Below are 25,778 nucleotides of genomic sequence, written 5' to 3'. Positions count from 1 at the left end.
GCCTATGAGGCGAGCTGGTTCTGCTTCCGCCAACGGATGCCTGCCTCGATGAAGCCGTCCACATCGCCGTCGAAGACCGACGAAGGGTTGCCGGTCTCGAACTCGGTGCGCAGATCTTTCACCATCTGGTACGGGTGCAGAACGTACGAACGCATCTGGTCGCCCCATGATCCGGTGGTGTCCAGCTTCAGGCCGGCCATCTTGGCCTCCTCCTCCTGGCGCTTCCGCTCCAGCAGCCGGGCCTGGAGAACGCGCATCGCGGCCGCCTTGTTCTGCAGCTGCGACTTCTCGTTCTGACAGGAGGCCACGATGCCGGTGGGGATGTGGGTCAGCCGGACCGCCGAGTCGGTCGTGTTGACGCTCTGCCCGCCGGGGCCGGAGGACCGGTACACGTCGACCCGGATCTCGTTCTCCGGGATGTCGACGAACTCGGTCTGCTCGACCACCGGCATCACCTCGACGCTGGCGAAGCTGGTCTGCCGGCGGCCCTGGTTGTCGAACGGGCTGATCCGCACCAGGCGGTGGGTGCCGGACTCGACGCCCAGGGTGCCGTAGGCATACGGCACCTTGACGGCGAAGGTGGCCGACTTGAGGCCGGCCTCCTCGGCGTACGACGTGTCGTAGACCTCGGTGGGGTAGCCGTGCCGTTCCGCCCAGCGCAGGTACATCCGCATCAGCATCTCGGCGAAGTCGGCCGCGTCCACCCCGCCGGCGCCGGCCCGGATCGCCACCACGGCTTCACGGGCGTCGTACTCACCGGAGAGCAGGGTGCGGACCTCCATCTCCTCGATCGACTTGCCGAGGGTGGCGACCTCGACGCCCACCTCGGCGATCGAGTCGGCGTCGCCCTCGGCCTCGGCCAGCTCCAGCAGCACCCCGGCGTCGTCGAGACGGGAACGCAGGCGCTCCAGCTTGGAGAGCTCACCCGAGATGTACGCCAGGCGGCTGTTCACCTCCTGAGCACGGGCCTGGTCGTCCCAGAGGTCCGGCGCGGAGGCCTGCTCCTCGAGGTCCGCCTTGTCCCGGCGCAACTTGTCGACGTCCAGGACGTTCTCGATGTTGCGCAGGGTCGCGTCGAGGGCCTTCAGTTGCTCGGGAAAGTCGGCAGCGGTCACGACACTCAAGACTACGCCGCCCGGCCAGAATGCTGGCCGGGGCGGGTCCGTTCATTCGGTCGGGACGGCTTTGAGCCAGGTGAGCGCGGCCTTGTGGTAGGCGACCGCGAACTCCAGGGCGGCCGCGCCGTACTGGTCGCCGTTCTTCTTCGCCTCCTTGGCCTGCTCCTTCGCCATCGCCATGGCCTCGGCGTGGTACTGGTTCGCGGACGTGTAGAGCTCCTGCAACTGGTCGCCGGAGTGCTGCTGACCGAAGGCGACCCGCAGAGCGACCGGGTTGCGCAGCGCGTCCCGGCCCGGACTCTCGGCGAGCCACCTACTGAAGGCGCGCTTGCCGGAGGCGGTGATGGCGTAGGGCTGACTGGATCGGGGACCCGGCTTACCGAGGCGGACGTACCCCATTTCAGCCAGTACGGGCAATTCGCGGTAGACCTGGCTGCGCGTCATCGACCAGTAGGGCCCGAGGCGGCGTTCGGCAGCCGCCATCAGCTGACCGCCGGTCATCGCCCCCTCGTGGAGGAGGCCGAGGAGGGCAGCCGCCGTCGGATTGATTTGGAAGTCGGGCATGCCTTCTAAGCTGCCACTTTGTCGCGCCCCCGTCCAGGATTTAGCCTGATCCGTCCAGTTTGCGCCTCCACAAACGACTGTCCCGCACAGACAGTCCGACAACGAGTGAGCGGTCCTGGCGATTTCGGCTCCAAATACGCGTTGACCAGGTAATATGGTGCACCCAAACGGTCAGACGGCGCGTTGCGGGCAGAATTCCGGCAAAAAGGCGGATTCTGCCGCGCGAAACCAGACAATCCGATCCAACCGCCTTATTCATCACCCTGAAGCGGGTCTGTGGGCTCGGGTCGGCGAGTCGAACGTCTCTTTGATGGTCCCGAGGGGGCACCCACCGGAGCAGATTGCCATCGTCGCACCTCACCGACGGCCGATCGGGTGTGTGCAGCTTCGCCGGTTACCCTGAGCCCCATGACTGACCGCCAGACCGCCGCCCCGGAGACCGTCGAGGAATCCCGGCTCACCGTGGCGCTGCTCGCGGCCGCCGCCCTGGCCTGGACCGGCGCGATGCTCTGGTCGGCCCGGGCCACCATCACCGGCCGGGCGGACGCCGCGATGGAGGTGACCTCCACGGCGTACGCGCTGCCCGGCGCGGTCACCGCCGACCTGGTCGCCGGCTCGGCCGTGGCGCTGCTGGTGCTCACCCTGATCAGCGCGCGCCGGCCGCTCGGTCCGACCGCCCGGTTCGCCGTGGCGACCGGCACCGGCCTGGTGGTCGGGCTGCTCAGCGCCATCCCGATCATCACGATCAACACGGCCGGCACGATCTACGCGGTCGTCGGGGGCACCGTGGCCGCGGCCGCGACGATCGGTGGCGCCCTGGCCGGCCTGCGGATCCCGTCGGTGATCGCCGCGGCCGGGGCGGGCTCGGTCGGCGTCTTCCTGGTCGGGTTCGTGCTGAATCTCTTCCAGTCCCCGGTGCTCGACGCCTTCGGGGCCGACGACACCGCGTCGTCGGCGCAGGCGGCACAGTGGTTCTCCTACAGCCAGGCGGCGCTGAGCGGTCTGGCCGCCGGCCTCATCGCGTACTTCATGCTCCGCCGCCGCGCCGGGCTGCGCTGGCCGCTCTACGCGCTGGCCGGCGCCGGCCCCGGGCTGCTGCTGGTGACCGGCGAGCTGCTGGCCCGCACCGCCGGCGCCGAGGTGCTCGAACTGGCCGGCAAGGTCAGTGAGCTGGAGCAGACGGTGCAGCAGATGCTCAGCTCGGCCCGGCTCAACAACGGGCTCATCGTCGTCTTCGTCGGCGCGCTCACCGCCATCTTCGCGGTCGGCCGGACCCTCGGCCCGGCCCGCGACTCCGACGACGAGGAGCCTCAGGCCAGTTCGTCCAGCTCGGAGACGGCGTACCACTCCAACTCGTGATCCTCGGCGCCGTCGACGGTGAACTGGGCGTCCGAGTCACCGGCCAGCGCCTCGTCGACCACCTCGGCGGCGGCCGCCACCGCCTCGACCGCCTCGGTCCCGTCGACGTGGATGCTCGCCAGATCGGCCAGGCTCACCGGTTGCGGCAGCCGGACCGTGCTCGACCCCAGCTCGGTGTCCTCGCTGGTCAGACCGGCGGCCGGGACGTCGGCCGAGATCACCACCCGGCGGCGCGGCGCTGACGGATCCTGCCGCAGCAGCCGCAGGGCGCCCTGGGCGGCACGGGTGAAGGCGACGTACTCCAGCTCCTCCTCGTCGCCCTCCGCGTACCACTCCCGCAGCGCGGGCGTCACCGCGTGCGCGATCAGCGTCTGATCGCCGAGCCGCCCACCGGCCCGCAGGGCGGTGAGCATCGGCAGCGTGGCCGGCACGTAAACCCGGACCAGGTCGGTGATCGGCACCGTCATTCCTCCTGCACTCGGCGGTCGGGCGAGCACAGTACACCGTCATCTCGGCCCGGACATGTCCCATTCCATCAGGAGTCTCCGGATCGGGGTCGCACCGGGTCCGCCGCACGCCATCGGTGGCAAACTGAGGCCGTCGAAAGGAGGAGCCGTGCCGGAGCCCCGCTTCCTGCTGCTGTCCGACGTGGCCACCGAACTGAACGTCTCGGACTCGCAGGTCTATCACATGGTCCGCAGCGGCGAACTGCCCGCGATCAAGATCGGTGGGCGCGGTCAGTGGCGCGTCGAGCGCTCCCAGCTGGAGAAATACATCCAGGAGAGGTACGCGGAAACCGCCGTGTGGGTGCGCGACAACCCCCTGGCCGACCGTGAGGCGGAATGAGCGGTCAGCGGCTTTTGCGCCTCTTCCCGGATCGATGACCGACCGTTGACCGACCGAACGCATGTGGACGAGACTTCAGTTCATCGAAGGCAAACGGAGGCAAACGCAAGGATTGGCGGTGGCGATGCGATCGACGGTCGAGATGGCGCCCACGGGAAGCCGTCCGGCGATTCGGCTGCGCCCGGTTCCCCGGTCCGACCCACCTTTCGACGACGAGTCCGCGCCCCAGGTGTGGGCGCCGTCCCTGCAACCGGCTCTGGAGTGGCCGGGTAACGCGCAGCGGGCACCCCTGGGGCCACCGCCGGCGACCCCCACCGTGGCCGGAGCCTCCGGTGACGCGCGGCTCGCGGCCCGGCGGTTCGTGCACCTCTGCGTCGAGGTCCTCAATGGGTTCCGGCCCGCCGCACACCTGCGGCGGATGGCACTGCCCGCCGAGGCCGCCGACGTGGTGGCGAAGGGCCTGGCCGGGGCGCGACGGGCCGCCGAGCTGCGCCGGGCGGGCAGGCCGCGCACCCGGCCGCCACGCCGCCACGCCCCGGTCGCGGTGCTGCGGTTGACGCTGTGCGAGCCGCGGCCCGGCGCTGTCGAGGCCGCGGTCACCCTGGTCACCGGCGAGCGGACCTGGGCGATCGCCTTCCGGATGGAGCTGCACCAGCAGACCTGGGCCGCCACGACGCTCCTGATCATCTGACGCCGCCCACACTCCCGGGGCGACCGTCAGCAACCGAAGCGGCGGTCGTCCCGGGTCTCACCCATGCCCGCCCGCGCCCACCCACTCCGTCACTCTCACCAAGCCCCACCGCTACGCGGGCAGGCGCGGCGGGAACGGGCAGACGCAGGCGCGCGGGCACGCGGAACGGCCCGCGTGGGCCGGCTGGAGCCGGGCCACGCGGGCCGTTCGGGAGTGGATCAGGCCGCGCCGGGACCGCCGTGGCAGCGCTTGTACTTCTTGCCCGAGCCGCAGTAGCAGGGGGCGTTGCGCGAGGGACCGTTCGACTCCGACTGGGAGGCCGAGGACCGGCTCGGCGAGCCGGCGCCGGTGTGCGCCGGGCTGGCCGGGACAGGCGACCCGCCGGGGCCGATCTGGACCGGCGGCGACCCCTGCTGGATCACCGGGCGGCCCGCGCCCGCCTCGCCGTCGATGGCCGGTGCGGTGTACTGGAGGTTCTGCGGACGGTTGGAGCCGCCGAGACCCTTGGCGTGCACCTCGACCCGCTCGGAACCGCCGTCCCCCTCCGGCTCCTCGCCGCCCTTGGGCAGCTCGTATGCCTGGCTCGGGTCGATGGTGACGGTGGGCTGCTCCTCGACCTGGACCTCCAGGTTGAAGACGAAGCCGACCGCCTCCTCCTTGATGCCCTCCATCATCTGGTTGAACATGTCGAAGCCCTCGCGCTGGTACTCCACCACGGGGTCGCGCTGGGCGTAGGCCCGCAGGCTGATGCCCTCCTGGAGGTAGTCCATCTCGTAGAGGTGCTCACGCCACTTCCGGTCGATGACCGCGAGCAGCACCTGCCGCTCCAGTTCACGCAGCGCCTCGGCGCCCAGCTCCTCCTCGCGGGAGCTGTAGGCGCCCCGCGCGTCCTGCTTGAGCTGTTCGATCAGGAACTCCTGGTCGATCGAGCCCTTCTCGCCGCCGGACTCCTCGACGATGTCGTCGATGGTGACGGTGACCGGGTAGAGCCGCTTGAGGTTGGTCCAGAGCTGGTCCAGGTCCCAGTCCTCGGCGTAGCCGTCGGCGGTGGCCACCGTGACGATGTCGGCGATCACGTCGTCGATCATGTGGGTGACCTGCTCGTGCATGTCCTCGCCGTCGAGCACGCGCTTGCGCTCGGCGTAGATGACCTGCCGCTGCTTGTTCATCACCTCGTCGTACTTGAGGACGTTCTTGCGGATCTCCGCGTTCTGCGCCTCGATCTGGGTCTGCGCGTTGCGGATCTGCTTGCTCACCATCTTCGACTCGATGGGAACGTCCTCGGGGATGTTGAACCGCTCCATGACCGCCTCGACGGCGCCGGCCCGGAACCGCTTCATCAGGTCGTCCTGGAGGGACAGGTAGAACCGGGACTCACCCGGGTCGCCCTGCCGGCCGGACCGGCCGCGGAGCTGGTTGTCGATGCGGCGGGAGTCGTGGCGCTCGGTGCCGAGCACGTAGAGCCCACCGGCGGCCTGCACCTCGGCGGCCTCCCGCTCGGTGGCCTCCTTGACGATCGGGAGCACCTCTTCGAGGGCCTTCGCGTACTCCTCCGGGTTCTCCACCGGGTCGAGGCCGCGCTGGTGCAGCTCGGCCGCGGCGGTGAAGTCCGGGTTGCCGCCGAGCAGGATGTCGGTGCCACGACCGGCCATGTTGGTCGCCACGGTGACCGCGCCCTTCCGGCCGGCCTGGGCGATGATCGTCGCCTCCTGGGCGTGGAACTTCGCGTTCAGCACGCTGTGCGGGATGCCCTTGCGGCGCAGCAGCTGGGAGAGGATCTCCGAGTTCTCCACCGAGACGGTGCCGACGAGGACCGGCTGGCCGGTGGCGTGCCGCTCGGCGATGTCCTCGATGACCGCGTTGAACTTGGCCTTCTCGGTCTTGTAGATGACGTCCGGGTGGTCGATCCGGATCATCGGGCGGTGCGTCGGGATGCTGACGACGCCGACCTTGTAGACGCTGTTGAACTCGCCGGCCTCGGTCTGCGCGGTACCGGTCATGCCGCCGAGCTTCTCGTAGAGGCGGAAGTAGTTCTGCAGGGTGACGGTCGCCAGGGTCTGATTCTCCTGCTTGACCTCCACCCCCTCCTTCGCCTCGATGGCCTGGTGCATGCCCTCGTTGTAGCGGCGACCGTGCAGGATGCGGCCGGTGAACTCGTCGACGATCAGGACCTCGCCGTCGGGGCTGACGATGTAGTCCTTGTCGCGCTTGTACAGCTCCTTGGCCTTGATGGCGTTGTTCAGGTAGCCGACCAGCGGAGTGTTCACCGACTCGTACAGGTTGTCGATGCCGATCCGGTCCTCGACCTTGGCGACGCCGCGCTCGGTGATCGCGATGGTGCGCTTGGCGTGGTCGACCTCGTAGTCGCCCTCGCCGTCCTTGCCCGGCTGGAGGCGCGCGACGATCTGGGCGAACTCGCCGTACCACCGGGCGGAGTGCTCGGCCGGGCCGGAGATGATCAGCGGGGTCCGGGCCTCGTCGATCAGGATGGAGTCGACCTCGTCGACGATCGCGAAGTTGTGCCCGCGCTGCACCAGCTCGGTCTTCGACCACGCCATGTTGTCGCGCAGGTAGTCGAAGCCGAACTCGTTGTTGGTGCCGTACGTGATGTCGCACTCGTAGGCGGCGCGGTGCTCGGCGGACGGACGGTTCGGCAGGATGACGCCGACGGTCAGGCCGAGGAACACGTGCACCCGGCCGACCCACTCGGCGTCACGCTGAGCGAGGTAGTCGTTGACCGTGATGATGTGCACGCCCTGGCCGCTCAACGCGTTGAGGTAGGCCGGGAACACGCCGGTCAGGGTCTTGCCCTCACCGGTCTTCATCTCCGGGATGTTGCCGAAGTGCAGCGCGGCGCCACCCATGAGCTGGACGTCGTACGCCCGCTGGCCGAGCACCCGTTTGGCGCCCTCCCGGGCCACCGCGAAGGCCTCGGGAAGCAGCGAGTCGAGCGACTCGCCCTCCTGATAGCGCTCCTTGAACTGCTGGGTGCATTCGCGCAACTCGTCGTCGGTCAGGTCGACATAGTCGTCCTCGATCGAGTTGACCGCTTCCGCGATCGCCTTGAGCCGTCGCACCATGCGGCCTTCGCCGGCGCGAAGAATCTTTTCCAATATCGACACGGGTCAACGCTCCCCTAGACAGTCTGCTGAACCATCGTAGGCACCTTCCCCGGGGACCTGTGACCCGAGCCTCCCGTGAAACTCACAAAAGGGGCGAAATACGCCACGAAGTTCGCTGACAGCGCATCCTCCGACTCATTTGCAAGCTGTTTGGCGCCCGGGCGCGTCCCGGACGAGGATGTCCCCGTGGATCAGAACAGCGAAGTGCGGCTCGAGGACGTGGGCGACGGGGCGTACGAGATCGTCGGCACCCGGTCCGGTGACCGCCTCGGCCGGGTCGCGCTGACCGGGGAGCGGGTGACCGTCGAGGTCGTGCCGGCGGCCCGGCGGCGTGGCGTGGCGACGGCCGCGCTGCGCGAGGTGAGCCGGCTCGCCCTGCGCGACCGGGAGCGGCTGGAGTTGCTGATCCCGTGGGACAACCCGGTCGCCCTGCGGGCCGCTCTGGCCGCCGGCTACACCCGGGAGGGGATCCGCCGGGGCACGCCCGAGCTGCTGGTCTACTCCCGTCTGGCGAGCGACAGCGGGGAGCCGGCGCCGCGCCTGCTGCCCGACCTGCCCGGTGGCGAGCTGTCCGACGGTGTGATCACGCTGCGCCCGCTCGGCGAGGGCGACGTCGGCTTCTACACCGAGCTGCACAGCGTGCCGGACGTGGTGGCGACCAGCGTGCCGGCCGAACCCAAGCCGGCCGACGAGATCCGCCGGCGCTGCTCACGGGCCGCCACGCAGTGGCTCACCGGGAGCCGGGCCGATCTCGTCATCGTGGACACCGCGACCGGCCTCCCGGCCGGCGAGATCGATCTGTACTACCAGGAACCGCCACTGGCCCAGGCGATGATCGGATACAGCACGCTTCCGGCGTACCGGAAAAGGGGTTTGACCACCCGCGCGGCGCAGTTGCTCGCGCTCTGGGTCTTCGCCGAGACCGACATCGTCCGTCTCGTGGCCGGCGCGCTCCCGACGAACATCGGCTCGCAGCGGGTGCTGGAGAAGGCCGGCTTCACGCGCGAGGCCTACCAGCGGCAGCGTCTGCCCGGGCCGGACGGTGGCCGGCTCGACGACGTGCAGTACGTGCTCCTCGCCGGAGACCTGCTCGCACAGGCCTCCGGCGCGGGAACCTCACATGCCTAGGCTGAGGATGCCGTAGTCGTATCCGCGGCGCCTGTACACCACACTGGGCCGCCCGCTCTCCTTGTCGTGGAACAGATAGAAGTCGTGCCCGACGAGCTCCATCTGGAAGAGGGCGTCGTCAACGGTCATCGGCTCAGCCGAGTGCTCTTTCTCCCGCACGATGCGCCACGGCTGATTGTCCTCGTGCTCGGAGGGCTCGGTGTCGAGCTCCGGCTCGGTGAGCGTGGCGGTCCGTCCACCGGTCAGATCGGTGGGGAGGTTCGCGGTGGCCGCGGCGACGGAGACCGGCGCGTGCCGTCCGCGATGCACTCGGCGACGGTCGGCGGAGCGACGCAGCCGGGCGTCCAACTTGTTGATCGCACAGTCCAGGGCAGCGTAGAAGTCCTGTGCCTGCGCCTCGGCGCGGACCACCGGCCCCTTCGTCCTGACGGTGATCTCGACCCGCTGGCAGATGTCGGACTGTCGCGGATTGCGTTCGTGGAACAACTCCACGTCCGCCCTCATCAGCTTCTGGTCGTAACGTTCGACCTTGCTCAGCTTGTCGGCGACATGCTCTCGATAATGGTCGGGAACCTCTACGTTGCGGCCCTTGACGACAATGTCCACTCGTGACCTCCCCCAACGTTGTGCTTGGCGGGCGCCGAACCACGGCGCATCGAGCTGCTCGGTGAAGACGCCGCGTGACGAGAACCGACGCGGCCTACGTGAGTGAGACGACTCCTTTCCGGTGCGGCGAACAAGCCCTGACTCGGCGCTCCCGGTGGCGGGTAAGTTGATCCACTTACCCTCGTCACCTAGACGCTAACCTGCCTATGGCCGTCAGTCACCCCTCGTTCGGGATACCGGATGGCTGACATTCGCCTCTATCGGCAACCCGGACGCCGATCACAGCCGAATTCGCGGGGAAAACGTGCGCAACTCTGTCGCTGCGAGCACCGCGGCACCTGTGACCTGCATGTCCGCCTCCTCAAGCCGGCGTGCCACCGCGGCCAGTGTGGCCCCTGTGGTGACGATGTCATCCGCCACCACAAGAGTGCCTCGCGAACGGCCGTCGCGCCGCAGAACGCCGATCCGGGGGATCATTCGCAGCGAATTTACAGCTACTGTCGCCCGTTCGTGCGCATCCAGTGACGTTGAGTCAGGGCGCGGCAGGGCACGCAGCGGCTGCACCACGTTCACGAGATAGCCGGCCGACCGCAACCGGCGGGCCGCATGGCCGGCCAACCGGGCCATGTGATCGCCGTGCCGCTCCCGCCGGGCCGCCGCGGTGGACGGGACCGGAACGAGGACCACCGGCCGATCGCGGGGCGCGAGCGCGGCCACCGCGCCGGCCAGCAGTGTGCCCAGCGGCCGGGCGAGCCGGTGCCGGCCCTTCTCCTTGTACGCCAGGAGCGCGCCCCGCAGCGCCCCCGCATAGGTCCCGACCGCCATGCACGGCGGAAAGCCGGCCGGCGGCGGCACCGGTTCGGCCGCCCGCGGGCGCAGGCCCTCCAGTTCGGTCACACAGCCGCCGCAGACGCCGCAGGTGAGGCGCACCCGCTCCGCCCCGCAGCCCGCGCAGGCGGTCGGCAGCACCAGATCCGCGAGGTCCGCCAGCAGCATGTCAGTCGAGGAAGAACGGCGCCCCGGGCACCACACCCGGCCGCGGCTCACTGCTCGGGCCTGCCAGGCTACCGGCCTTGAGCTGCACCGACGTGGACAGGCCCTCCCACGCGTCGATGCCGGTCGAGTACATCAGCGTGGAACCGGTGGGCCGGTTGGACTCCGGGTTGGCGGGGTACGTCGTCAGGTAGCTCACCGCGTTCGTGCCGATGTCGGCCAAACGGTCCGACTGGAGAGCCGCGTCGATCGAGACGTCCTCGATCGCGATCCGCTTGCTGCTGCGGTCGGTGCCCGCCACCGTGAGCCAGCCCTCGCTGGTGAAGTCCACCGCGGTCACCGACTCGAGCGGCGGGTCCAGCTCCTGCATGCCGCTGAGGGCCAGGCCGTCGCCGCTGATGGTCAGCACCGCCCGGTAGAGGCGGCCGCCGATGGCCAGCGCCACCCGGTGCCCGTCCGGAGCGACCGTGATCGCGCTGATCTTCCCGGTCCCGCCGGGCCAGGTGACCTGGAGCGCCTGACCGCCCTGCGCCCGGAACCGCCACAGCCTGCCGTCCGCGATGACCAGCCCGGCCGCCCCGTCTGTCCGGCCCTCCGGGGTGATCGCCCAAACCGGGTAGCCGATGCCCCCGGGCAGACCGGTGATCTCACGCAGCGTGGCGACCTGACCGGCCGGGGCGAACCCCACCCGCAGCCGCTCGTTCTTTCCGGAGCCGGTGACCAGGGCCGCGTACACGTGTGACCCGGTGGTGGTGACCGCCGCGCGGCTGACGTCCTTGTTGTTGTCGGCGTTCAGGCCGGGCACGGTGTCCGGGGTCTGCCGGTCCGGCTCCACGAGACGCCGGACGGTGCGGTCGTACACCACGTACCTGTCCGGGTTGGGGACCAGCCGGTGTGCCGGATTGCTGGACAGGTAGTCGGTGCCGGAGTAGCTACGGACCTCCTGGTGACCGATCCTCAACTTCAAGAACTCGTACGGCAGGCGCCGCAGCGACCACTGCAACTGCCGCCGCAGGCGATCCACGGCCGCTTCGGCGTCCTGGGTGGGCACCGCCTGCGCGCTCAGGGTGATCGCCAGCTGGTTGTTCTCGATCGCGGGCACCTTGCCCTCGGTGCGGGTGCCCTCCGGCAGCGGCTTCACGGCGTCCTGGAGCCACGGGGCCGGGCCACCGATCAACCAGCCCAGGATGATCGTCGGCTCCTGCTCGATCGGCACGTCACCGACGAGGTAGCGGACGTCCGGGACCAGGCCGGTGTACTCGGTGTTCCAGAAATAGATCGTGCGCTCTTCGTAGAAGTTGTCCAGCCCGCGGGTGCTCAGCAGCAGGAACGGCGGCGCCTCGACCATGAAGAGGCCGTCGCCGGTGACCTCGGTCAGGGTGAACTCATAGGTGCCGGTGGTCGGCTCGGCGGGCGGCTCGATCAGACCGTTCTTGCCGAGGGTGCCGAGCAGTTCGTACTCGACCTTGACCTTGTCCTGGTCCTTGGTGAGCAGCGGGGTGTCGATCGTGCGGATCACCCGGGGCGCGGCCGGGGCGTTGAAATGCTCCTTCGCCGGCGTCGACATGAACTGCTTCACCCGCTCCAGCGCGGTGTCGTAGTCCCCCGCCGCGGCCTGGAGGTAGTTGGTGACGAACTGGGCCCGGTCGCTGGTCGACTCGCGGGTGAGCCGGCTGCGCAGGCTGCCGTCACCGGAGGAGATGCCGGTGGACGGGCCCGGGCCGAGGTCGGTGACGTCCGAGCCGTCCGGGATCCCGCAGCCGCCCAGCAGCACGAGGACCAGCGTCGTACCCGCGATCATGCGGCGGAGCATCAGCCCACCTCCGCGGTCCGGTCCCGGGGACTCGACGACAGCTCCGCCGTCCGGTCCCGGGGGATCAGCGGCAGCGGCGCCGCGACCAGCCGATCGCCCGCGCGCACCGGCAGGGTGAGCCGGAACTGGGCGCCCTCGCCGGGCGAACCCCACGCCTCCAGCCAGCCACCGTGCAACCGCGCGTCCTCGACGCTGATCGACAGGCCGAGCCCGGTGCCGCCGGTCTGCCGGGCCCGGGACGGGTCGGCCCGCCAGAACCGGTTGAAGACCAGCCGCTCCTCCCCCGGCTTCAGCCCGATCCCGTGGTCGCGGACGGTGACGGCCACGGCCGCGTCGTCGGTCGCCATGGTGATCCGCACCGGTTTCGCCTCCCCGTGCTCGACCGCGTTGCCCACCAGGTTGCGCAGCACCCGCTCGACCCGGCGCGGATCCACCTCGGCGATCACCGGGGTGTCCGGCAGGCGCAGCTCCAGCTCGACGCCGGCCCGCTCGGCCAGCCCGGTGAGCCGCTCGGCCACCCGCTCGACGATCGGGACCAGGTCGGTGTGCTCGGCGTCCAGCGCGGCGAACCCGGCGTCGAACCGGCTGATCTCCAGCAGGTCGGTGAGCAGCTCCTCGAACCGGTCCAGCTCGGCCTGCAGCAGCTCGGCGCTGCGCGCCACCGCCGGGTCGAAATCCTCACGCTCCGAGAAGATCAGGTCCGCGGCCATCCGGACGGTCGTCAACGGTGTCCGCAGCTCGTGCGACACGTCCGAGGTGAACCGCCGCTGCAACCGGGACATCTCCTCCAGCCGGACGATCTGCCGTTGCAGGTTCGCCGCCATCTGGTTGAACGCGGCGGCCAGCAGGGCCAGGTCGTCCTCGCCGTCCACCTTCATCCGCTGGTCGAGCAGGCCGGCCGAGAGGCGCTGGGCGGTCCGTGCGGCCACCCGGACCGGGGTCACCACGAGCCGGGTGACCAGGCCGGCCACCACGCCGAGCAGGATCACCAGGGCCAGGCCGGTGGCCAGCACGATGGTCCGGATCAGGTTGGCGTCCTGGTCCTCGGTGGTCAGCGGAACCATGTAGTAGAGCTCGACGTGACCGAACCGGGTGGGCACCGGGGAGCCGTACACCAGGTATTTCGTGACCTGGCCGTAGATCTCGGCGGTCCGGATCTGGCGGGCCTGCTTGCCGGACCCGGCGGAGACCTTCTCGATCATGTCGCGGGTGATCAGGTCACTGGTGTCGACGGTCGGCGGCACGGTGACCGCCTGGAGATCCGGGTAGTTCTCCGCCCGGATCGAGACGATCGACGAACCCGGCGAGCCGGACTTCCCGTCGAAAAGCTCGTCGGCCAGATCGTTCAGCGCGTTCGGAAGCTCCGGGTCCCGTGCCTGCGGATAGAGCGTAAGCTGCTTCAGCGCGTAGTCCACCTTGCCGTTCATCGCTGTCCGGGCCTCGTCCTCGGCGCGGCTCAGCAGGATGTCGGTGCTGCTGTTCGCGATGAAAGCGCCGAAGGTGCCGACCAGCAGGCTGGAGGCGACCAGGGTCAGCGCCACCACCCGCAACTGGAGCGAACGGCGCCAGGCCCGGCGGGCCGGCGCCGTGTAACGCTCCAGGTGGCGGGCCAGGACACGCCAGTAACGCCGCACCACTCGCAGGGCGCGGCGCACGGGCATGGGGAGCCAGGTGGGAGCACGCATCGCGGCAAGGTTATCCCCCCGCCGACGATCAGCCGGTGCCCGCCTTGTAGCCGACGCCGCGGACTGTGAGGATGATCTCCGGCCGCTCCGGGTCCGGCTCTATCTTGGCGCGCAACCGCTGGACGTGCACGTTGACCAGGCGGGTGTCGGCCGCGTGCCGGTAACCCCAGACCTGCTCGAGCAGGACCTCGCGGGTGAAGACCTGACGCGGCTTACGGGCCAGGGCCACCAGGAGGCCGAACTCGAGCGGCGTCAGCTTCACCTCCTCGCCGTCCCGGGACACGGTGTGTGCCGGCACGTCGATGGTGATCTGGTTACCGGGCGGGCCGATGGTGAGCATCTCCGGCGCGGCGTCCTCGCCACGGCGCAGGCGGGCCCGCATCCGGGCGACCAGCTCCTTGGGCTTGAACGGCTTGACCACGTAGTCGTCGGCGCCCGACTCCAGGCCCAGCACGACGTCGACGGTGTCGCTCTTCGCCGTCAGCATCACGATCGGGATGCCCGACTCGGCGCGGATGGCGCGCGCCACGTCGATGCCGCTCATGCCGGGCAGCATCAGATCGAGCAGAACGATATCCGGGCGATTCTCCCGGAAAGCGGCCAGGGCACGTTCACCGTCCGCCACGAAGGAGGGTAGGAATCCTTCGCTGCGCAGGACGATGCCGAGCATCTCGGCCAACGCGGGATCGTCATCGACGACCAGTACCCGGGCTCTCATGCGGTCCAATATTGCACTGTCCTCCCGGTCTTCGCGCTACCTGGGGGGCGATCTTGTCCGGGAAGCCTGTCCATGCCAGAGAAAACGGGCGGTCCCGGTCCGGGACCGCCCGTCGCGCGCGATCGATGATCAAGAAATCCTGATCACGCGCCGGGCCGGTCGAACTCTCCCGCTCGGACCCCGGCGATGAAGCCGGTCCAGCCCGCGTTGCCGAAGCTCAGCACCGGGCCGGTGGCGTCCTTCGAGTCACGCACCAGCACCGCGGCGGGCACCTCGGCGACTTCGACGCAGTGCCCGGCAGCGCCACTGCGGCTGCTCTTACGCCAGGTGAGCGTGGTGTCCTGCATGATCATCTCCTTCCGTGGAATGCAAGTCCATTGGACCCCACGCCGGGAGATCACCGGGCCAGACGATCCCTCGTCTCAGCGATGACCGTTCGGCTGTCTTCTGGCGACAAAGAGCGTTCCTGCAGGTCATCGAAGGCATCCTGGTAGACGTCGACCTCTTCGGGCTTCACCCGGAAGAGGCCGCCGGTCAGCCCTTCGATGTGCACGACCGGGGCCCGGGTGCCGGTCGCGAACTCCAGCACCATGAACGACTCACTCAGCCCGGCGTGCGCGCCCGCCTGGAACGGCAGGATCATCAGCTCCACCCCGGGACGGCTGCTCGCCTCGTACAGGCGGGCCAGCTGACGGCGCTGCGCCTCCAGCCCGCCGACCTGGCGCAGCAGCACACCCTCGTCGATGACGATCCGCAGGCTGGGCGGCGGCACCCGGGTCAGCGTCGACTGCCGGGCCATCCGCAGCGCGAGACGGCGCTGGATCACGGCCGAGTCGTCGATGTCGACGCCGGCTTCGATCACGGCGCGGGCGTACTCGTCGGTCTGGAGCAGGCCGGGCACCATCTGGGTCTCCCACTCGGAGATCCGCACGGCCTCCGCCTCCAGGGCCAGGTACTCGTCGTAGGGGTCCGGGACCGACGACCGGTACGGCGTCCACCAGGCCCGCGCCCGCCCTCGCCGGGCCAGGTCCCGCAGCCGGCTGCGGTCCTCCACCGCCACCCCGTACAGGGTGAGGAGACGGTCCAGATCCGGTTCGCTGATCCCGGTGTGCGCCGTCTCGATCCGGCTGAGTTTCGACTCCGACCAGCCGAGCGCGGTCGCCACGTCGACCGCGCGGCGCTCACCGCGGAGCCGGCGCAGTTCCCCGCCGAGCTCCCGGCGCGCTGTCGATGTCGGCCTCGCCACGGAGCCACCATATCGACGGATCGGGTCCCCATTGCAACTTGCATGGCCACCAATGCACTTGCAGCGCCCGGGGCCTCGTGAAGTAATGGGAGGCGAAGGCCGGACCCGGTGGCGGCAACCGCCGGGGAGGAGTCCCCGTCCCGCGGGCGGGGGCTCCGGCAACACCGGTTCCGCTCCGGCGGACCGCTCGTTCGCCAGGCCCCGCCGGCATCGCGCTGAGCGCGTCTGCTCCGCAGGACATACACCCCGAACGGGGGACCCTCCGCCCGGCTCCCGATGGGGATAGCGAACGGGGCGACAGGCCTGAGCCCGCCGCCCCGTTCATCCCCCCGGTTTGGTACCGCGCGCGTCCGTGGGACCCCCCGATCACCAATGACGCTGCGTGCTTCTAGATTCACACTCTGCAACCATGATGTCAAGGAATTTCGAGAAATTTCGGGCGTGAAAGTGACGGAGCGCGACGGGAGAGCGGACAGATCGACCCCCTCGACGCGGCCGGGCCGACAACGGGCGAGTCGGATCTCCGACACGCGTGACAGGGCTGGCAGCGCGCCATGGCCGAAGCGCGGCCCGCCCGGTAGACGGGGGGCCGCGACAGCGTGGCCGAGCGGGAGACCCGCGCGGGTCAGGCCGGGACGGCGGCCACGAAGATCGTGCCGAGGCCGGCGGCCGTGAGCGGGCCGGTGTCGGCCGGCGCGTAGGCGGCCGTGCCCGGGTGGAGGGTGACCGGGATGCCGTGCTCCTCGCCGACATGGACGTCCCCCTCGACGCCCAGCAGGATGCGGGGCCCGCTTCCGGGGATGCGGGCCGGCGGACGGTCAGCCGTGAGGGTGATCCGGTACAGCTCGAAATCGGGGACCGGCACACGCCAGGCCGTCACGCCCGGGGCGAGATCGTGGGGGTGCAGCAGCGGGTCGTCGAGCACCTCGAAGCGGAGGACCCGCAGCAGCTCGGCCACGTCGACGCGTTTCGGGGTGAGCCCGCCGCGGAGGACGTTGTCGCTGGCGGCCATCAGTTCGACGCCCAGGCCGTTCAGGTAGGCGTGCAGGTTGCCGGCGGGCATCCAGATGGCCTCGCCGGGGGCCAGGCGCACCAGGTTGAGCAGCAGGGCCACCAGGACGCCGGGGTCGCCGGGGTAGTGGTCGGCCAGCTTCACGGCCAGGCGGCGCGAGTCGGCGTGCGGGTGGTCGGCGGGGTGGGCGGCGATCGCCGTGACCACGTCGTCGATCAGCGGCTTGCGGTCGTCCTCCGGCCAGGTCAGCAGCAGGCGAACGGCCTCCGAGAGGTCACCGGAGCGCAGCGCCGTGACGACCGGGTCGAGACGGGGCAGGGCGAAGCCGGCGATCACGTCGGCGGCCGTCGACGGCGGGCGGAACCCGCACAGGGCCTCGAACGGGGTGAGCGCCACCAGGATCTCGGGCTTGTGGTGGGCGTCGGTGTAGTTCTTCGGCGCCTCCGGGTCGGCCTCCTGGCGGGCGAACGCCTCCTTCGCGTACGCCGCGTCGGGGTGGGCCTGGAGGGAGAGCGGGGCGGCGGCGGCCAGGACCTTCATCAGGTACGGCAGGCGCGGCCCGAACCGCTCCGCCACGTCCTCCCCCAGCTGGCCGGCCGGGTCGCCGGCGATGAGGCCGTCGAGGTGGACCGGTCCGGCGGGGCCGGGCACCGTGGACGGGTCGCCGGGGTGCGCGCCGAGCCACAGCTCCGCCTCCGGCTCCGCGGTGGGAGCGGGGCGGCCCTGCAACCCGGCGATCGCGGTCCGGGAGCCCCAGGCGTACGGCCGGATGACGCCGGTCAGCGGGTACACGGTCATCAGATGCCCTCCGGAAGCGGGTTCGAGAGCTCCTTCATCTCGCTGATCGCCGGGACCGCCATCGGGTCGAGACCGTGGGCCAGCGCCAGGTACAGCGACGCGAAGTCGGGCACCGCGACCAGCGACGCCAGCCGCTCCAGGCTGGATCCGCCCTCGGCGGTGAGCACGTCGCAGCGGACACCCCGCCGGTCGGCCAGCGTCTGGATGGCGTCGGCCCGGCGCTCCTCGACGGCGACCGGCTCGTCGGCGTCGTCCTCCGGGTTGAGCCCGCCGTCGCGGAAGACCACCAGCCGGAGCCGGGTCAGCTCGTCGGCGTCGTCGTCCGGGTCGGCGAAGATGTCCCGCGACGTCTCGGCCAGACCGCCGAAGACGCCGTCGAGCAGGCCCACCCGGCCCCGGCCGGCCTCACCTAGCGCGCCGGCCATCACCGGGTACCGGGCGTTGGCGGCCAGGGTGTCGGCGAACCGGCGGGCCGCGACCGTGGCCAGCGGGGAGGAACCCCAGACGATCGGCACCGAGCCGGCCAGCCCGAGGGCCAGCTCCTTGGCCGGGTTGACGAACGAGTCGGCGCCGGGACGGCAGCGCTCGGCGTCGGCGTCCAGCCGGGTGGCGGTCTCGGCGATGTCCGCCTCGGCAAGCTTGGCGATGCCGAGCGCCCGGCCGGCGAACAGCACCGGGATGGTCAGGCCCCACAGGGTGGCCCGGGCCGGGGCCCGGCGCGGCACGCCGATGAAGGGGGCCCGGGCCCGCTCGGCCATCGCCTCCAGGTCGGACCCGGGGTTGCCGATGGCGACCAGGCGGGCGCCCCGGCGGGCCGCCGCCTCGGCCGCGGCGAGGGCCTCCGGGCTGCGGCCGGAGGCGGACACGGCGATCACCACGTCGGCCGCGCCGACCCAGCCGGGCACGCCCGCGCTGCGGTGGCCGATGATCGGCACCGGGCAGCGCGGGCCGGCGACGGTGGACAGGATGCTGCCGGTGAGCCCGGCGGTGCCGATGCCGGCGACCACCACGGCCCGCGGACGGCCCTCGTCGGCGAGCATGCTCAGGTCGACCTCGGCGGCGAGCGCCGCGGCCTCCCGCACCTGCGCGCCGGCCGAGGCGGTGGCCCGCAGCATGCCGCCGGGGTCGTTGCCGAGCATCGACTTCTCGTCGTTGAGCAGCGACTCGTCGGCGACGCGATGGCCGTTGACCCCGGCGGAGCCGCTCATTGGGCCGGCCATCAGTCCGTCTCCTGGTCAGCGGGCTTCTCGACGGAATCCTCGGCCAGCGGGCCGGCCGAGCGGGCGGCCGGCCGGTCCTCCGAGGAGGAACCGGGCAGCCGCGCCTCGTCCAGCAGCAGGATCGGGATGTCGTCGCGGATCTCGAAGATCCGGCCACACTCGGTGCACGTCAGCGTCTGCGCGCCGGCGTCGTGCTCGAGGGGCGCGTGATGGGTGTCCGGGCAGGCCAGAATCTCCAGCAACTGCTGATCGAGCGCCACCGAGTAACTCCTAATCGCCGCGTTGAACTCCGGTCGTGGCGATCCTATCCACGAACGATGGCGAGCACCGCGTCGCGCAGCTTCGCCATCCGATCCGCGTCGGGCGCCTCCACGTTCAGGCGCAGCAGCGGCTCCGTGTTGGACGCCCGCAGGTTGAACCAGGCGCCGTCGCCGAGCTGGAAGGTCATCCCGTCGAGGTCGTCCACCCGGGCGTCCGGGAACGCGGCCCGCACCTCGGCGATCTTGGCGGAGGCGTCGGCCACCGTGGAGTTGATCTCACCGGAGGCGGTGTACCGCTCGTACTCGGCGGCGAACTCGGAGAGCGGCAGGTCCTGCCCGCCGAACGCGGCCAGCACGTGCATGGCGGCCAGCATGCCGGTGTCGGCGAACCAGAAGTCGCGGAAGTAGTAGTGCGCCGAGTGCTCGCCGCCGAAGACCGCGTTGGTGGCGGCCATCTCGGCCTTGATGAACGAGTGGCCGACCCGGCTGCGGACCGGCTTGCCGCCGTTCTCGGTGATGATCTCGGGCACCGCGGCCGAGGTGATCAGGTTGTGGATGATCGTGCTGCCCGGGAACTTGGCCAGCTCACGGGCGGCGACCAGCGCGGTGATCGCGGACGGCGAGACCGGGTCGCCCTTCTCGTCGACGACGAAGCAGCGGTCGGCGTCGCCGTCGAAGGCGAGGCCGATGTCGGCGCCCTGCTCGCGGACCGCCTTCTGGAGGTCCACCAGGTTCTTCGGGTCCAGCGGGTTCGCCTCGTGGTTGGGGAACGAGCCGTCCAGCTCGAAGAAGAGCGGCTCGATGGTCAGCGGCAGGGGCGGGAGCACCTGGTCGCCGAGAACCGCCGGGACGGTGTAGCCGCCCATGCCGTTGCCCGCGTCCACGATGACCTTGAGCGGCCGGATGCCGGACAGGTCGACCAGCGAGCGCAGGTGCGCGGCGTAGTCGGCGAGCAGGTTGCGCTGCTCCACCCGGGACGGTCCGTCGGCCTCCGCGTTCAGGTCGCCGAGCAGCTGTTGGGCGCGCTGGCGGACGATCGCCAGGCCGCTGTCCTGGCCGACCGGGCGGGCGCCGGAGCGGCACAGCTTGATCCCGTTGTACTGCGCCGGGTTGTGGCTGGCGGTGAACATGGCGCCGGGCAGGCTCAGCGCGCCGGACGCGTAGTAGAGCTGGTCGGTCGACGCCAGCCCGATGTTGAGCACGGCGACACCGGCGGCGTTCGCGCCACGGGCGAAGGCGGCGGCCAGACCGGGCCCCGACTCGCGCATGTCGTGACCGATCACGATCTGGTCCGGCTCGTCACCAGACTCCCGCAACATCTCGACGAACGCCGTGCCGATCGCTCGGGCCACCGTCTCGTTGAACTGGTCCGGGACGGTCCCCCGTACGTCGTACGCCTTGATGATCTGCGACAGATCAGACACCACTACACCCCTTGCGCCAATATCCCCTTTGGGCCCGAGGGTATCGGAGCGCCTCGCGTGCCAAGGTCTCAACCGCGCGGCCGTACGGTTAACGGAGGAGATCTCTACACGCACGATCCGCGGCTCGCGTCGTCTCGGGCAGCCGGAACCGGGGCGCGAGTGCGAGTGTCAGCGCGCAGGCCCGATCCAGGCCGATCCGGTGTCCGACCGAGACGAAGACCGGTTTCACCCCGGCCTGGGTCCGCAGCACCGCACCGACCGTCTCCCCGGCGTCGACCAGCGGCGACCGCGCGCCCCGCTGTTCACCGACCGGGTCCCAGTGTCCCACCAACCGGGTCTTTCCGACGCCGAACGCCGGGAGATCGGTGAGGACGCCGAGGTGCGCGGCCAGCCCGAAGCGGCGCGGGTGGGCCAGTCCGTGCCCGTCGCAGATCAGCACCTCCGGCGGGACGGTCAGCCGGCCGAGCGCCTCCAGCAGCGCGGGCACCTCCCGGAAGGCGAACAGCCCGGGGACGTACGGGAACGCCGGCCGCCCCCGGACCACGGCCGTGTCCACCACCGTGAGATCGGCGACCCGCAGCACCACGACCGCGGCGGCGAGCCGGTCGTCCCCCTCGGCGTAGGCCACGTCCAGGCCGGCGACGGTGGTGGGCGCCTCCGGCCCGGCGCTGTGCACCACCCGGGAACGCAGGCTGTCCTGCACGGCGAGGGCTTCTTCTTCGGTACCGGGCCAGGGCTGCACGACCCGGAGCATAGAGACTGTTGTCACTTGCCGTGACGCGGGTCACGATGGGGCAGGAGGTGCTGCTGGTGAACCCGTGGCTTGCCCTGACCCCCGGAGACGACCCGGCCGAACGGATCCGTCAGGTCGGCCGCGCCCATGAACGGTTCCTGGCCGGTGAGCAGCGCCCGCCCACGATGCGCCCGGTGGTGGCCGAGTCGTGGGCGCGCTCGGCGGCGCACATCCGGGCCGACGCCACCGCGCCGATCGACCTGGCCGACGACGACCTGGAGGCGTACCGGTCGGCGCATCCGCTGTCCCGGGTCATGCCGATCTTCCGGGACCTGCTGGGCGGCCTGGCCGAGGACGGCGACCACATCCTGGCGGTCTGCGACGAGCACGGCCGCCTGCTCTGGGTCGAGGGGCATCCGTCCACCCTGCGCGGCGCCGCGTCGATGAACTTCGTGCCGGGGGCGCGCTGGGACGAGGCGCACGCCGGCACCAACGCGCCGGGCACCGCGCTCGCCGTCGACCACGCGCTCCAGATCTTCGCGACCGAGCATTTCAGCCATCCGGCGCAGCGATGGACGTGCGCGGCCGCCCCGGTCCACGACCCCGGCACCGGACGGCTGCTCGGGGCCATCGACGTGACCGGCGGCGACCATCTCGCCAATCCGCACAGCCTCGCCCTGGTCCGGGCCACCGCGCTGGCCGCCGAGGCGTACCTCCGTGGGGTGGGCCCGCCGGCGCAACGGCCGCAGGTCGCGGCTCTCGGCCGGGACGAGGCCCGGCTCGCGGTCGGCGGGAAGCCGATCCGGCTCGGCCGGCGGCACTCCGAACTGCTGGTCCTGCTCACCGTGCACCCGGAGGGGCGCACCGGCGACCAGCTCGGCTTCGACCTGTACGGCGACGACGTGAACCCGGTGACGGTCCGCGCCGAGCTGTCCCGCCTGCGCCGCATCCTGGGCCCGGAGCTGCTCGACTCCCGGCCCTACCGGCTGCGCGCGGGTGTGGAGACCGACCTCGGCACGGTGGCCCGCCTGCTGGACGCCGGGCGGACCGCGGAGGCGATGGACGCCTACCCCGGCCCGCTGTTGCCCGCCTCGGACGCGCCCGGCATCGTCCGGTTGCGACGGCGGCTGGACGACCGGCTCCGTGCCGCGATCCTGGGCAGCGCGGACCGGCGCCTGGTGCAGACCTGGCTGAACCGGCCGTGGGGCGGCGACGACCTGGAGATGTGGCAGGCCTACGCGGGGCTGATGCCGCGGGATCCGGTGGCCGCCCGGCGGGTCGCGGCACTGACCCGGGAATACGCGTGCAACGTTTCTGCAACGTGGCCGTAACTAGCGTCCGCCTCAACAGAGGAGGCGAGACCGTGACCATCTACACCCCGCCCGGTTCCGAAGGCGCCATCGTCAGCTACCAGTCGCGCTATGACCACTACATCGGCGGCGAGTACGTCCCGCCCGCCAAGGGCCGGTACTTCACCAACCCGTCCCCGGTGACCGGGCAGGACTTCTGCGAGATCGCCCGGGGCACCGAGGAGGACGTGGAGAAGGCCCTGGACGCGGCACACGCCGCCGCCCCGGCCTGGGGCCGCACCTCGCCCACCGAGCGCTCGGTGATCCTCAACCGGATCGCCGACCGGATGGAACAGAACCTGGAGAAGCTCGCCGTCGCCGAGAGCTGGGAGAACGGCAAGCCGGTACGCGAGACGCTGGCCGCCGACCTGCCCCTGGCCATCGACCACTTCCGCTACTTCGCCGGCGTCATCCGCGCCCAGGAGGGCACCGCCGGCGAGTTGGACGAGGACACCGTCGCCTACCACTTCCACGAGCCGCTCGGTGTGGTCGCGCAGATCATCCCGTGGAACTTCCCGATCCTGATGGCGGTCTGGAAGCTGGCCCCCGCCCTGGCCGCCGGCAACGCGGTGGTCCTGAAGCCGGCCGAGCAGACGCCCGCCTCGATCCACTACCTGTTCTCGCTGATCGGCGACCTGATCCCGCCGGGCGTGGTGAACATCGTCAACGGCTTCGGTGTGGAGGCCGGCAAGCCGCTGGCCAGCTCGAACCGGGTCGCCAAGGTGGCGTTCACCGGCGAGACCACCACCGGCCGCCTGATCATGCAGTACGCCTCGGAGAACCTGATCCCGGTCACCCTGGAACTCGGCGGCAAGAGCCCGAACATCTTCTTCGACGACGTCTCCCGGGCCGACGACGACTTCTTCGACAAGGCGCTCGAGGGCTTCGCGATGTTCGCCCTCAACCAGGGCGAGGTGTGCACCTGCCCGTCCCGGGCGCTGATCCAGCAGGGCCACTACTCGGACTTCCTGGCCGCCGGCGTGAAGCGGGTGGAGAACCTCAAGCAGGGCAACCCGCTCGACACCGACACCCAGGTCGGGGCGCAGGCCTCCAACGACCAGCTGGAGAAGATCCTGTCGTACCTGGACATCGGCCGGCAGGAGGGCGCGCGTGCCCTGGTCGGTGGCGCGAAGGCGGAGATGCCCGGCGATCTGGCCGGCGGGTACTACGTCCAGCCGACGATCTTCGAGGGCCGCAACAGCATGCGGATCTTCCAGGAGGAGATCTTCGGGCCGGTGGTCTCGGTGACCCCGTTCGGCGACTTCGACGACGCCATCAAGGTCGCCAACGACACCCTGTACGGCCTCGGCGCCGGCGTGTGGACGCGGGACGGGAACCAGGCCTACCGGGCCGGGCGGGCGATCAAGGCCGGCCGGGTGTGGACCAACTGCTACCACCTCTACCCGGCGCACGCCGCGTTCGGCGGGTACAAGCAGTCCGGCATCGGCCGGGAGAACCACCGGATGATGCTGGACCACTACCAGCAGACGAAGAACCTCCTGGTGAGTTACTCCCCCAAGGCTCTCGGCTTCTTCTAGGAGATGACCGCCACCCGAGTGGATGTCACTCCCGCGGCTGCCGTCCTGATGCGGGAGCTGCGGGAGCGGCACGGCCCGCTGATGTTCCACCAGTCCGGCGGCTGCTGCGACGGCAGCTCGCCGATGTGCTACCTGGAGGGTGAGTTCCGAACCGGCCGGTCCGACGTGCTGCTGGAGTCTCTGGCGATCGAGGGGGTGCCGGAGCCGATCACGTTCTGGATGTCGGCCAGCCAGTTCGAACTGTGGAAACACACACATCTGACGGTGGACGTGGTCCCCGGTCGCGGTTCCGGCTTCTCGCTGGAGGCGCCGGAGGGCGTACGGTTCCTGATCCGCTCCCGGCTTCTGACCGAAGCGGAGCTGGCGGAACTGAGCTGAAGATCAAGTCAAGGGCGGGGCCCCGGCTCCGCCCTTTTCGCGTGCGCGATGATACTCCGGCCAAAATCGACGTGGTCCGCTTTTGGTACGAAAGATGGGGACGGACTGGCGGCCGGCCGATATCCGAGGCATCGTCGTCAGGCTCGCAACCGACCTGGGGAGGTCTCGTGATAGGGCTGTCGCACACCCGGAAGGCCGTCATGATCAGCACTTTGCTGATCATGACCGGTCTGCTCGGCCAGGCGACCGCGGCGACGACGACCGCACAGGGGGACCCCGCGCCGATTGTCTCAGCCAGCCCCACGCCGTCCGTCACCACGCCCAGCCCAGCGCCCTCGCTCGCGCCCTCGCCGACGCCCACCCCGTCGAAGAGCTCGCCCCGCGTCGAGAACACCGCCGCCGACACGAAGCCCAAGGGCCGGACCGGCCCGGCCGGCAGCATCATGACCACCGGCACCAAGGGCGTGGCGCTCACCTTCGACGACGGCCCCGATCCCGACTACACGCCCCAACTGCTCAAGCTCCTCGCCAAGCAGCGGGTCAAGGCGACGTTCTGCCTGGTCGGCACGCAGGCGCGGCGCCACCCCGACCTGGTCGAGGCGATCGCCGCGGGCGGTCACAGCCTCTGCAACCACTCCTGGAACCACGATCTCAAACTGGGCAAGAAGTCCCATGCCGCCATCCGCGCGGACCTGGAACGCACCAACGCCGCCATCCGGGCCGCGGTTCCCGGCGCCGAGATCCGCTACATGCGCGCGCCCGGCGGCAACTTCACCCCGGCCATGGTCAAGGTCTCCGCACAGCTCGGCATGCGCTCGATCTACTGGAAGGTCGACCCCCGAGACTGGGAACACAAGACCGAGTCCCGCGACGCCCACCGCAAGCGCATCATCCGCATCGTCCAGCAGCGCACCCGCGCCGGCGCGATCGTCCTCTCCCACGACTACGCCCAGCCGGACACCATCGACGCCTACCGTGTCCTGCTCCCCTGGCTGCACAAGCGCTTCCAGCTGGTTCCGCTGACCTGACGCTCACTTCAAACCCGTTTCCGGTACGGCGGACGCCGCCCCCGCCGAATCCACCCCGTCCCGCCAGCTCCGCGCGAGCCCCTGCCACTCCAGCCTGTGCCGCGCCCGCCGGGCTGAGTTTTTTCGCCGCTGGCGGGCGGCCCGTTCCG

General features: G+C 70.7%; 24 protein-coding genes. 8 read left to right on the top strand and 16 right to left on the bottom strand.

Annotated elements, in window-relative coordinates:
• Positions 1-2: 2 nt before the first annotated feature.
• Positions 3-1,115: a peptide chain release factor 2 gene (prfB, locus tag IEZ13_RS30530; protein WP_183224951.1), complete on the bottom strand. Its 1,113-nt coding sequence runs from the start codon at positions 1,113-1,115 to the stop codon at positions 3-5.
• Between the two features lie 51 nt (positions 1,116-1,166).
• Positions 1,167-1,682, bottom strand: coding sequence for a PadR family transcriptional regulator (locus IEZ13_RS30525; RefSeq protein ID WP_183224952.1), 516 nt, complete (start codon positions 1,680-1,682; stop codon positions 1,167-1,169).
• A gap of 408 nt (positions 1,683-2,090) precedes the next feature.
• Here IEZ13_RS30525 and IEZ13_RS30520 point away from each other — a divergent pair, with 408 nt between their 5' ends.
• Entirely contained in the window at positions 2,091-3,041 is a 951-nt protein-coding gene (locus tag IEZ13_RS30520; protein WP_183224953.1) for a hypothetical protein, read from the top strand.
• Here the strand turns inward: IEZ13_RS30520 and IEZ13_RS30515 are convergent.
• On the bottom strand, positions 2,993-3,508 hold the full coding sequence (locus IEZ13_RS30515) for a DUF6912 family protein (protein ID WP_183224954.1): 516 nt from the start codon (positions 3,506-3,508) through the stop codon (positions 2,993-2,995). The genes IEZ13_RS30520 and IEZ13_RS30515 overlap by 49 nt on opposite strands.
• A gap of 148 nt (positions 3,509-3,656) precedes the next feature.
• On the opposite strand from IEZ13_RS30515, the gene IEZ13_RS30510 reads away from it, so the two are divergent.
• On the top strand, positions 3,657-3,887 hold the full coding sequence (locus IEZ13_RS30510; protein ID WP_183224955.1) for a helix-turn-helix transcriptional regulator: 231 nt from the start codon (positions 3,657-3,659) through the stop codon (positions 3,885-3,887).
• A gap of 124 nt (positions 3,888-4,011) precedes the next feature.
• A complete protein-coding gene (locus IEZ13_RS30505) occupies positions 4,012-4,578 on the top strand; it encodes an Rv3235 family protein (RefSeq protein WP_229795295.1) in 567 nt (188 codons plus the stop codon).
• Between the two features lie 218 nt (positions 4,579-4,796).
• Here the strand turns inward: IEZ13_RS30505 and secA are convergent, their stop codons facing one another.
• Positions 4,797-7,700: a preprotein translocase subunit SecA gene (secA, locus tag IEZ13_RS30500; protein ID WP_183224956.1), complete on the bottom strand. Its 2,904-nt coding sequence runs from the start codon at positions 7,698-7,700 to the stop codon at positions 4,797-4,799.
• A 186-nt stretch (positions 7,701-7,886) separates the two neighbouring features.
• Here secA and IEZ13_RS30495 point away from each other — a divergent pair, with 186 nt between their 5' ends.
• Entirely contained in the window at positions 7,887-8,828 is a 942-nt protein-coding gene (locus IEZ13_RS30495) for a GNAT family N-acetyltransferase (protein WP_229795245.1), read from the top strand.
• Here IEZ13_RS30495 and hpf read toward each other — a convergent pair.
• The 12 genes from hpf to nfi all read right to left on the bottom strand — a co-directional run bounded on the left by hpf (position 8,817) and on the right by nfi (position 21,357).
• The gene (gene hpf, locus IEZ13_RS30490; protein ID WP_183224958.1) at positions 8,817-9,434 is read right to left on the bottom strand and encodes a ribosome hibernation-promoting factor, HPF/YfiA family; all 618 of its coding nucleotides are present in this window, start codon (positions 9,432-9,434) and stop codon (positions 8,817-8,819) included. The two genes, IEZ13_RS30495 and hpf, sit on opposite strands and share 12 nt — an antisense overlap.
• Before the next feature lie 279 nt (positions 9,435-9,713).
• Positions 9,714-10,430, bottom strand: coding sequence for a ComF family protein (locus tag IEZ13_RS30485; protein ID WP_183224959.1), 717 nt, complete (start codon positions 10,428-10,430; stop codon positions 9,714-9,716).
• A gap of 1 nt (position 10,431) precedes the next feature.
• A complete protein-coding gene (locus IEZ13_RS30480) occupies positions 10,432-12,240 on the bottom strand; it encodes an LpqB family beta-propeller domain-containing protein (RefSeq protein ID WP_183224960.1) in 1,809 nt (602 codons plus the stop codon).
• Positions 12,240-13,901, bottom strand: a complete 1,662-nt coding sequence (gene mtrB / locus IEZ13_RS30475) for an MtrAB system histidine kinase MtrB (RefSeq protein WP_183224988.1) — start codon at positions 13,899-13,901, stop codon at positions 12,240-12,242. The genes IEZ13_RS30480 and mtrB overlap by 1 nt, the downstream gene beginning before the upstream one ends.
• 52 nt (positions 13,902-13,953) lie before the next feature.
• Positions 13,954-14,643 carry an MtrAB system response regulator MtrA gene (gene mtrA, locus IEZ13_RS30470; protein WP_183224961.1) on the bottom strand — a complete coding sequence of 230 codons (690 nt, stop codon included), beginning with the start codon at positions 14,641-14,643 and terminating at the stop codon, positions 13,954-13,956.
• A gap of 143 nt (positions 14,644-14,786) precedes the next feature.
• Entirely contained in the window at positions 14,787-14,990 is a 204-nt protein-coding gene (locus tag IEZ13_RS30465) for a DUF397 domain-containing protein (RefSeq protein WP_183224962.1), read from the bottom strand.
• Between the two features lie 50 nt (positions 14,991-15,040).
• Positions 15,041-15,889 carry a helix-turn-helix domain-containing protein gene (locus tag IEZ13_RS30460; RefSeq protein ID WP_183224963.1) on the bottom strand — a complete coding sequence of 283 codons (849 nt, stop codon included), beginning with the start codon at positions 15,887-15,889 and terminating at the stop codon, positions 15,041-15,043.
• A 625-nt stretch (positions 15,890-16,514) separates the two neighbouring features.
• On the bottom strand, positions 16,515-17,699 hold the full coding sequence (manA, locus tag IEZ13_RS30455) for a mannose-6-phosphate isomerase, class I (protein ID WP_221245966.1): 1,185 nt from the start codon (positions 17,697-17,699) through the stop codon (positions 16,515-16,517).
• Positions 17,699-18,919 (bottom strand): SIS domain-containing protein, encoded by a 1,221-nt coding sequence (locus IEZ13_RS30450; protein ID WP_229795241.1) that lies wholly within the window; start codon positions 18,917-18,919, stop codon positions 17,699-17,701. Before IEZ13_RS30450 ends, manA begins: the two co-directional genes overlap by 1 nt.
• Positions 18,919-19,179, bottom strand: a complete 261-nt coding sequence (locus IEZ13_RS47990) for a Trm112 family protein (RefSeq protein ID WP_183224964.1) — start codon at positions 19,177-19,179, stop codon at positions 18,919-18,921. Before IEZ13_RS47990 ends, IEZ13_RS30450 begins: the two co-directional genes overlap by 1 nt.
• A 44-nt stretch (positions 19,180-19,223) precedes the next feature.
• Positions 19,224-20,603, bottom strand: coding sequence for a phosphomannomutase/phosphoglucomutase (locus IEZ13_RS30440; protein ID WP_183224965.1), 1,380 nt, complete (start codon positions 20,601-20,603; stop codon positions 19,224-19,226).
• 88 nt (positions 20,604-20,691) lie between these two features.
• A complete protein-coding gene (gene nfi, locus IEZ13_RS30435; protein ID WP_183224966.1) occupies positions 20,692-21,357 on the bottom strand; it encodes a deoxyribonuclease V in 666 nt (221 codons plus the stop codon).
• A 53-nt stretch (positions 21,358-21,410) separates the two neighbouring features.
• Between nfi and IEZ13_RS30430 the strand changes: the two genes are divergently transcribed.
• The 4 genes from IEZ13_RS30430 (at position 21,411) to IEZ13_RS30415 (ending at position 25,629) form a co-directional block, all read left to right on the top strand.
• Complete coding sequence (locus IEZ13_RS30430) at positions 21,411-22,667, top strand: GAF domain-containing protein (protein ID WP_229795293.1); 1,257 nt, start codon at positions 21,411-21,413, stop codon at positions 22,665-22,667.
• A gap of 32 nt (positions 22,668-22,699) precedes the next feature.
• On the top strand, positions 22,700-24,223 hold the full coding sequence (exaC, locus tag IEZ13_RS30425) for an acetaldehyde dehydrogenase ExaC (RefSeq protein ID WP_183224967.1): 1,524 nt from the start codon (positions 22,700-22,702) through the stop codon (positions 24,221-24,223).
• Positions 24,224-24,226: 3 nt separating this feature from the next.
• On the top strand, positions 24,227-24,601 hold the full coding sequence (locus IEZ13_RS30420; RefSeq protein WP_183224968.1) for a DUF779 domain-containing protein: 375 nt from the start codon (positions 24,227-24,229) through the stop codon (positions 24,599-24,601).
• A gap of 200 nt (positions 24,602-24,801) precedes the next feature.
• Positions 24,802-25,629: a polysaccharide deacetylase family protein gene (locus tag IEZ13_RS30415; RefSeq protein WP_221245967.1), complete on the top strand. Its 828-nt coding sequence runs from the start codon at positions 24,802-24,804 to the stop codon at positions 25,627-25,629.
• Positions 25,630-25,778 lie beyond the last annotated feature (149 nt).

This window comes from Actinoplanes campanulatus (assembly GCF_014647795.1).
Lineage (GTDB): Bacteria > Actinomycetota > Actinomycetes > Mycobacteriales > Micromonosporaceae > Actinoplanes > Actinoplanes campanulatus.
Note: the sequence above shows the minus strand (reverse complement) of the source record. Positions and strands in the feature narration are given on the sequence as shown.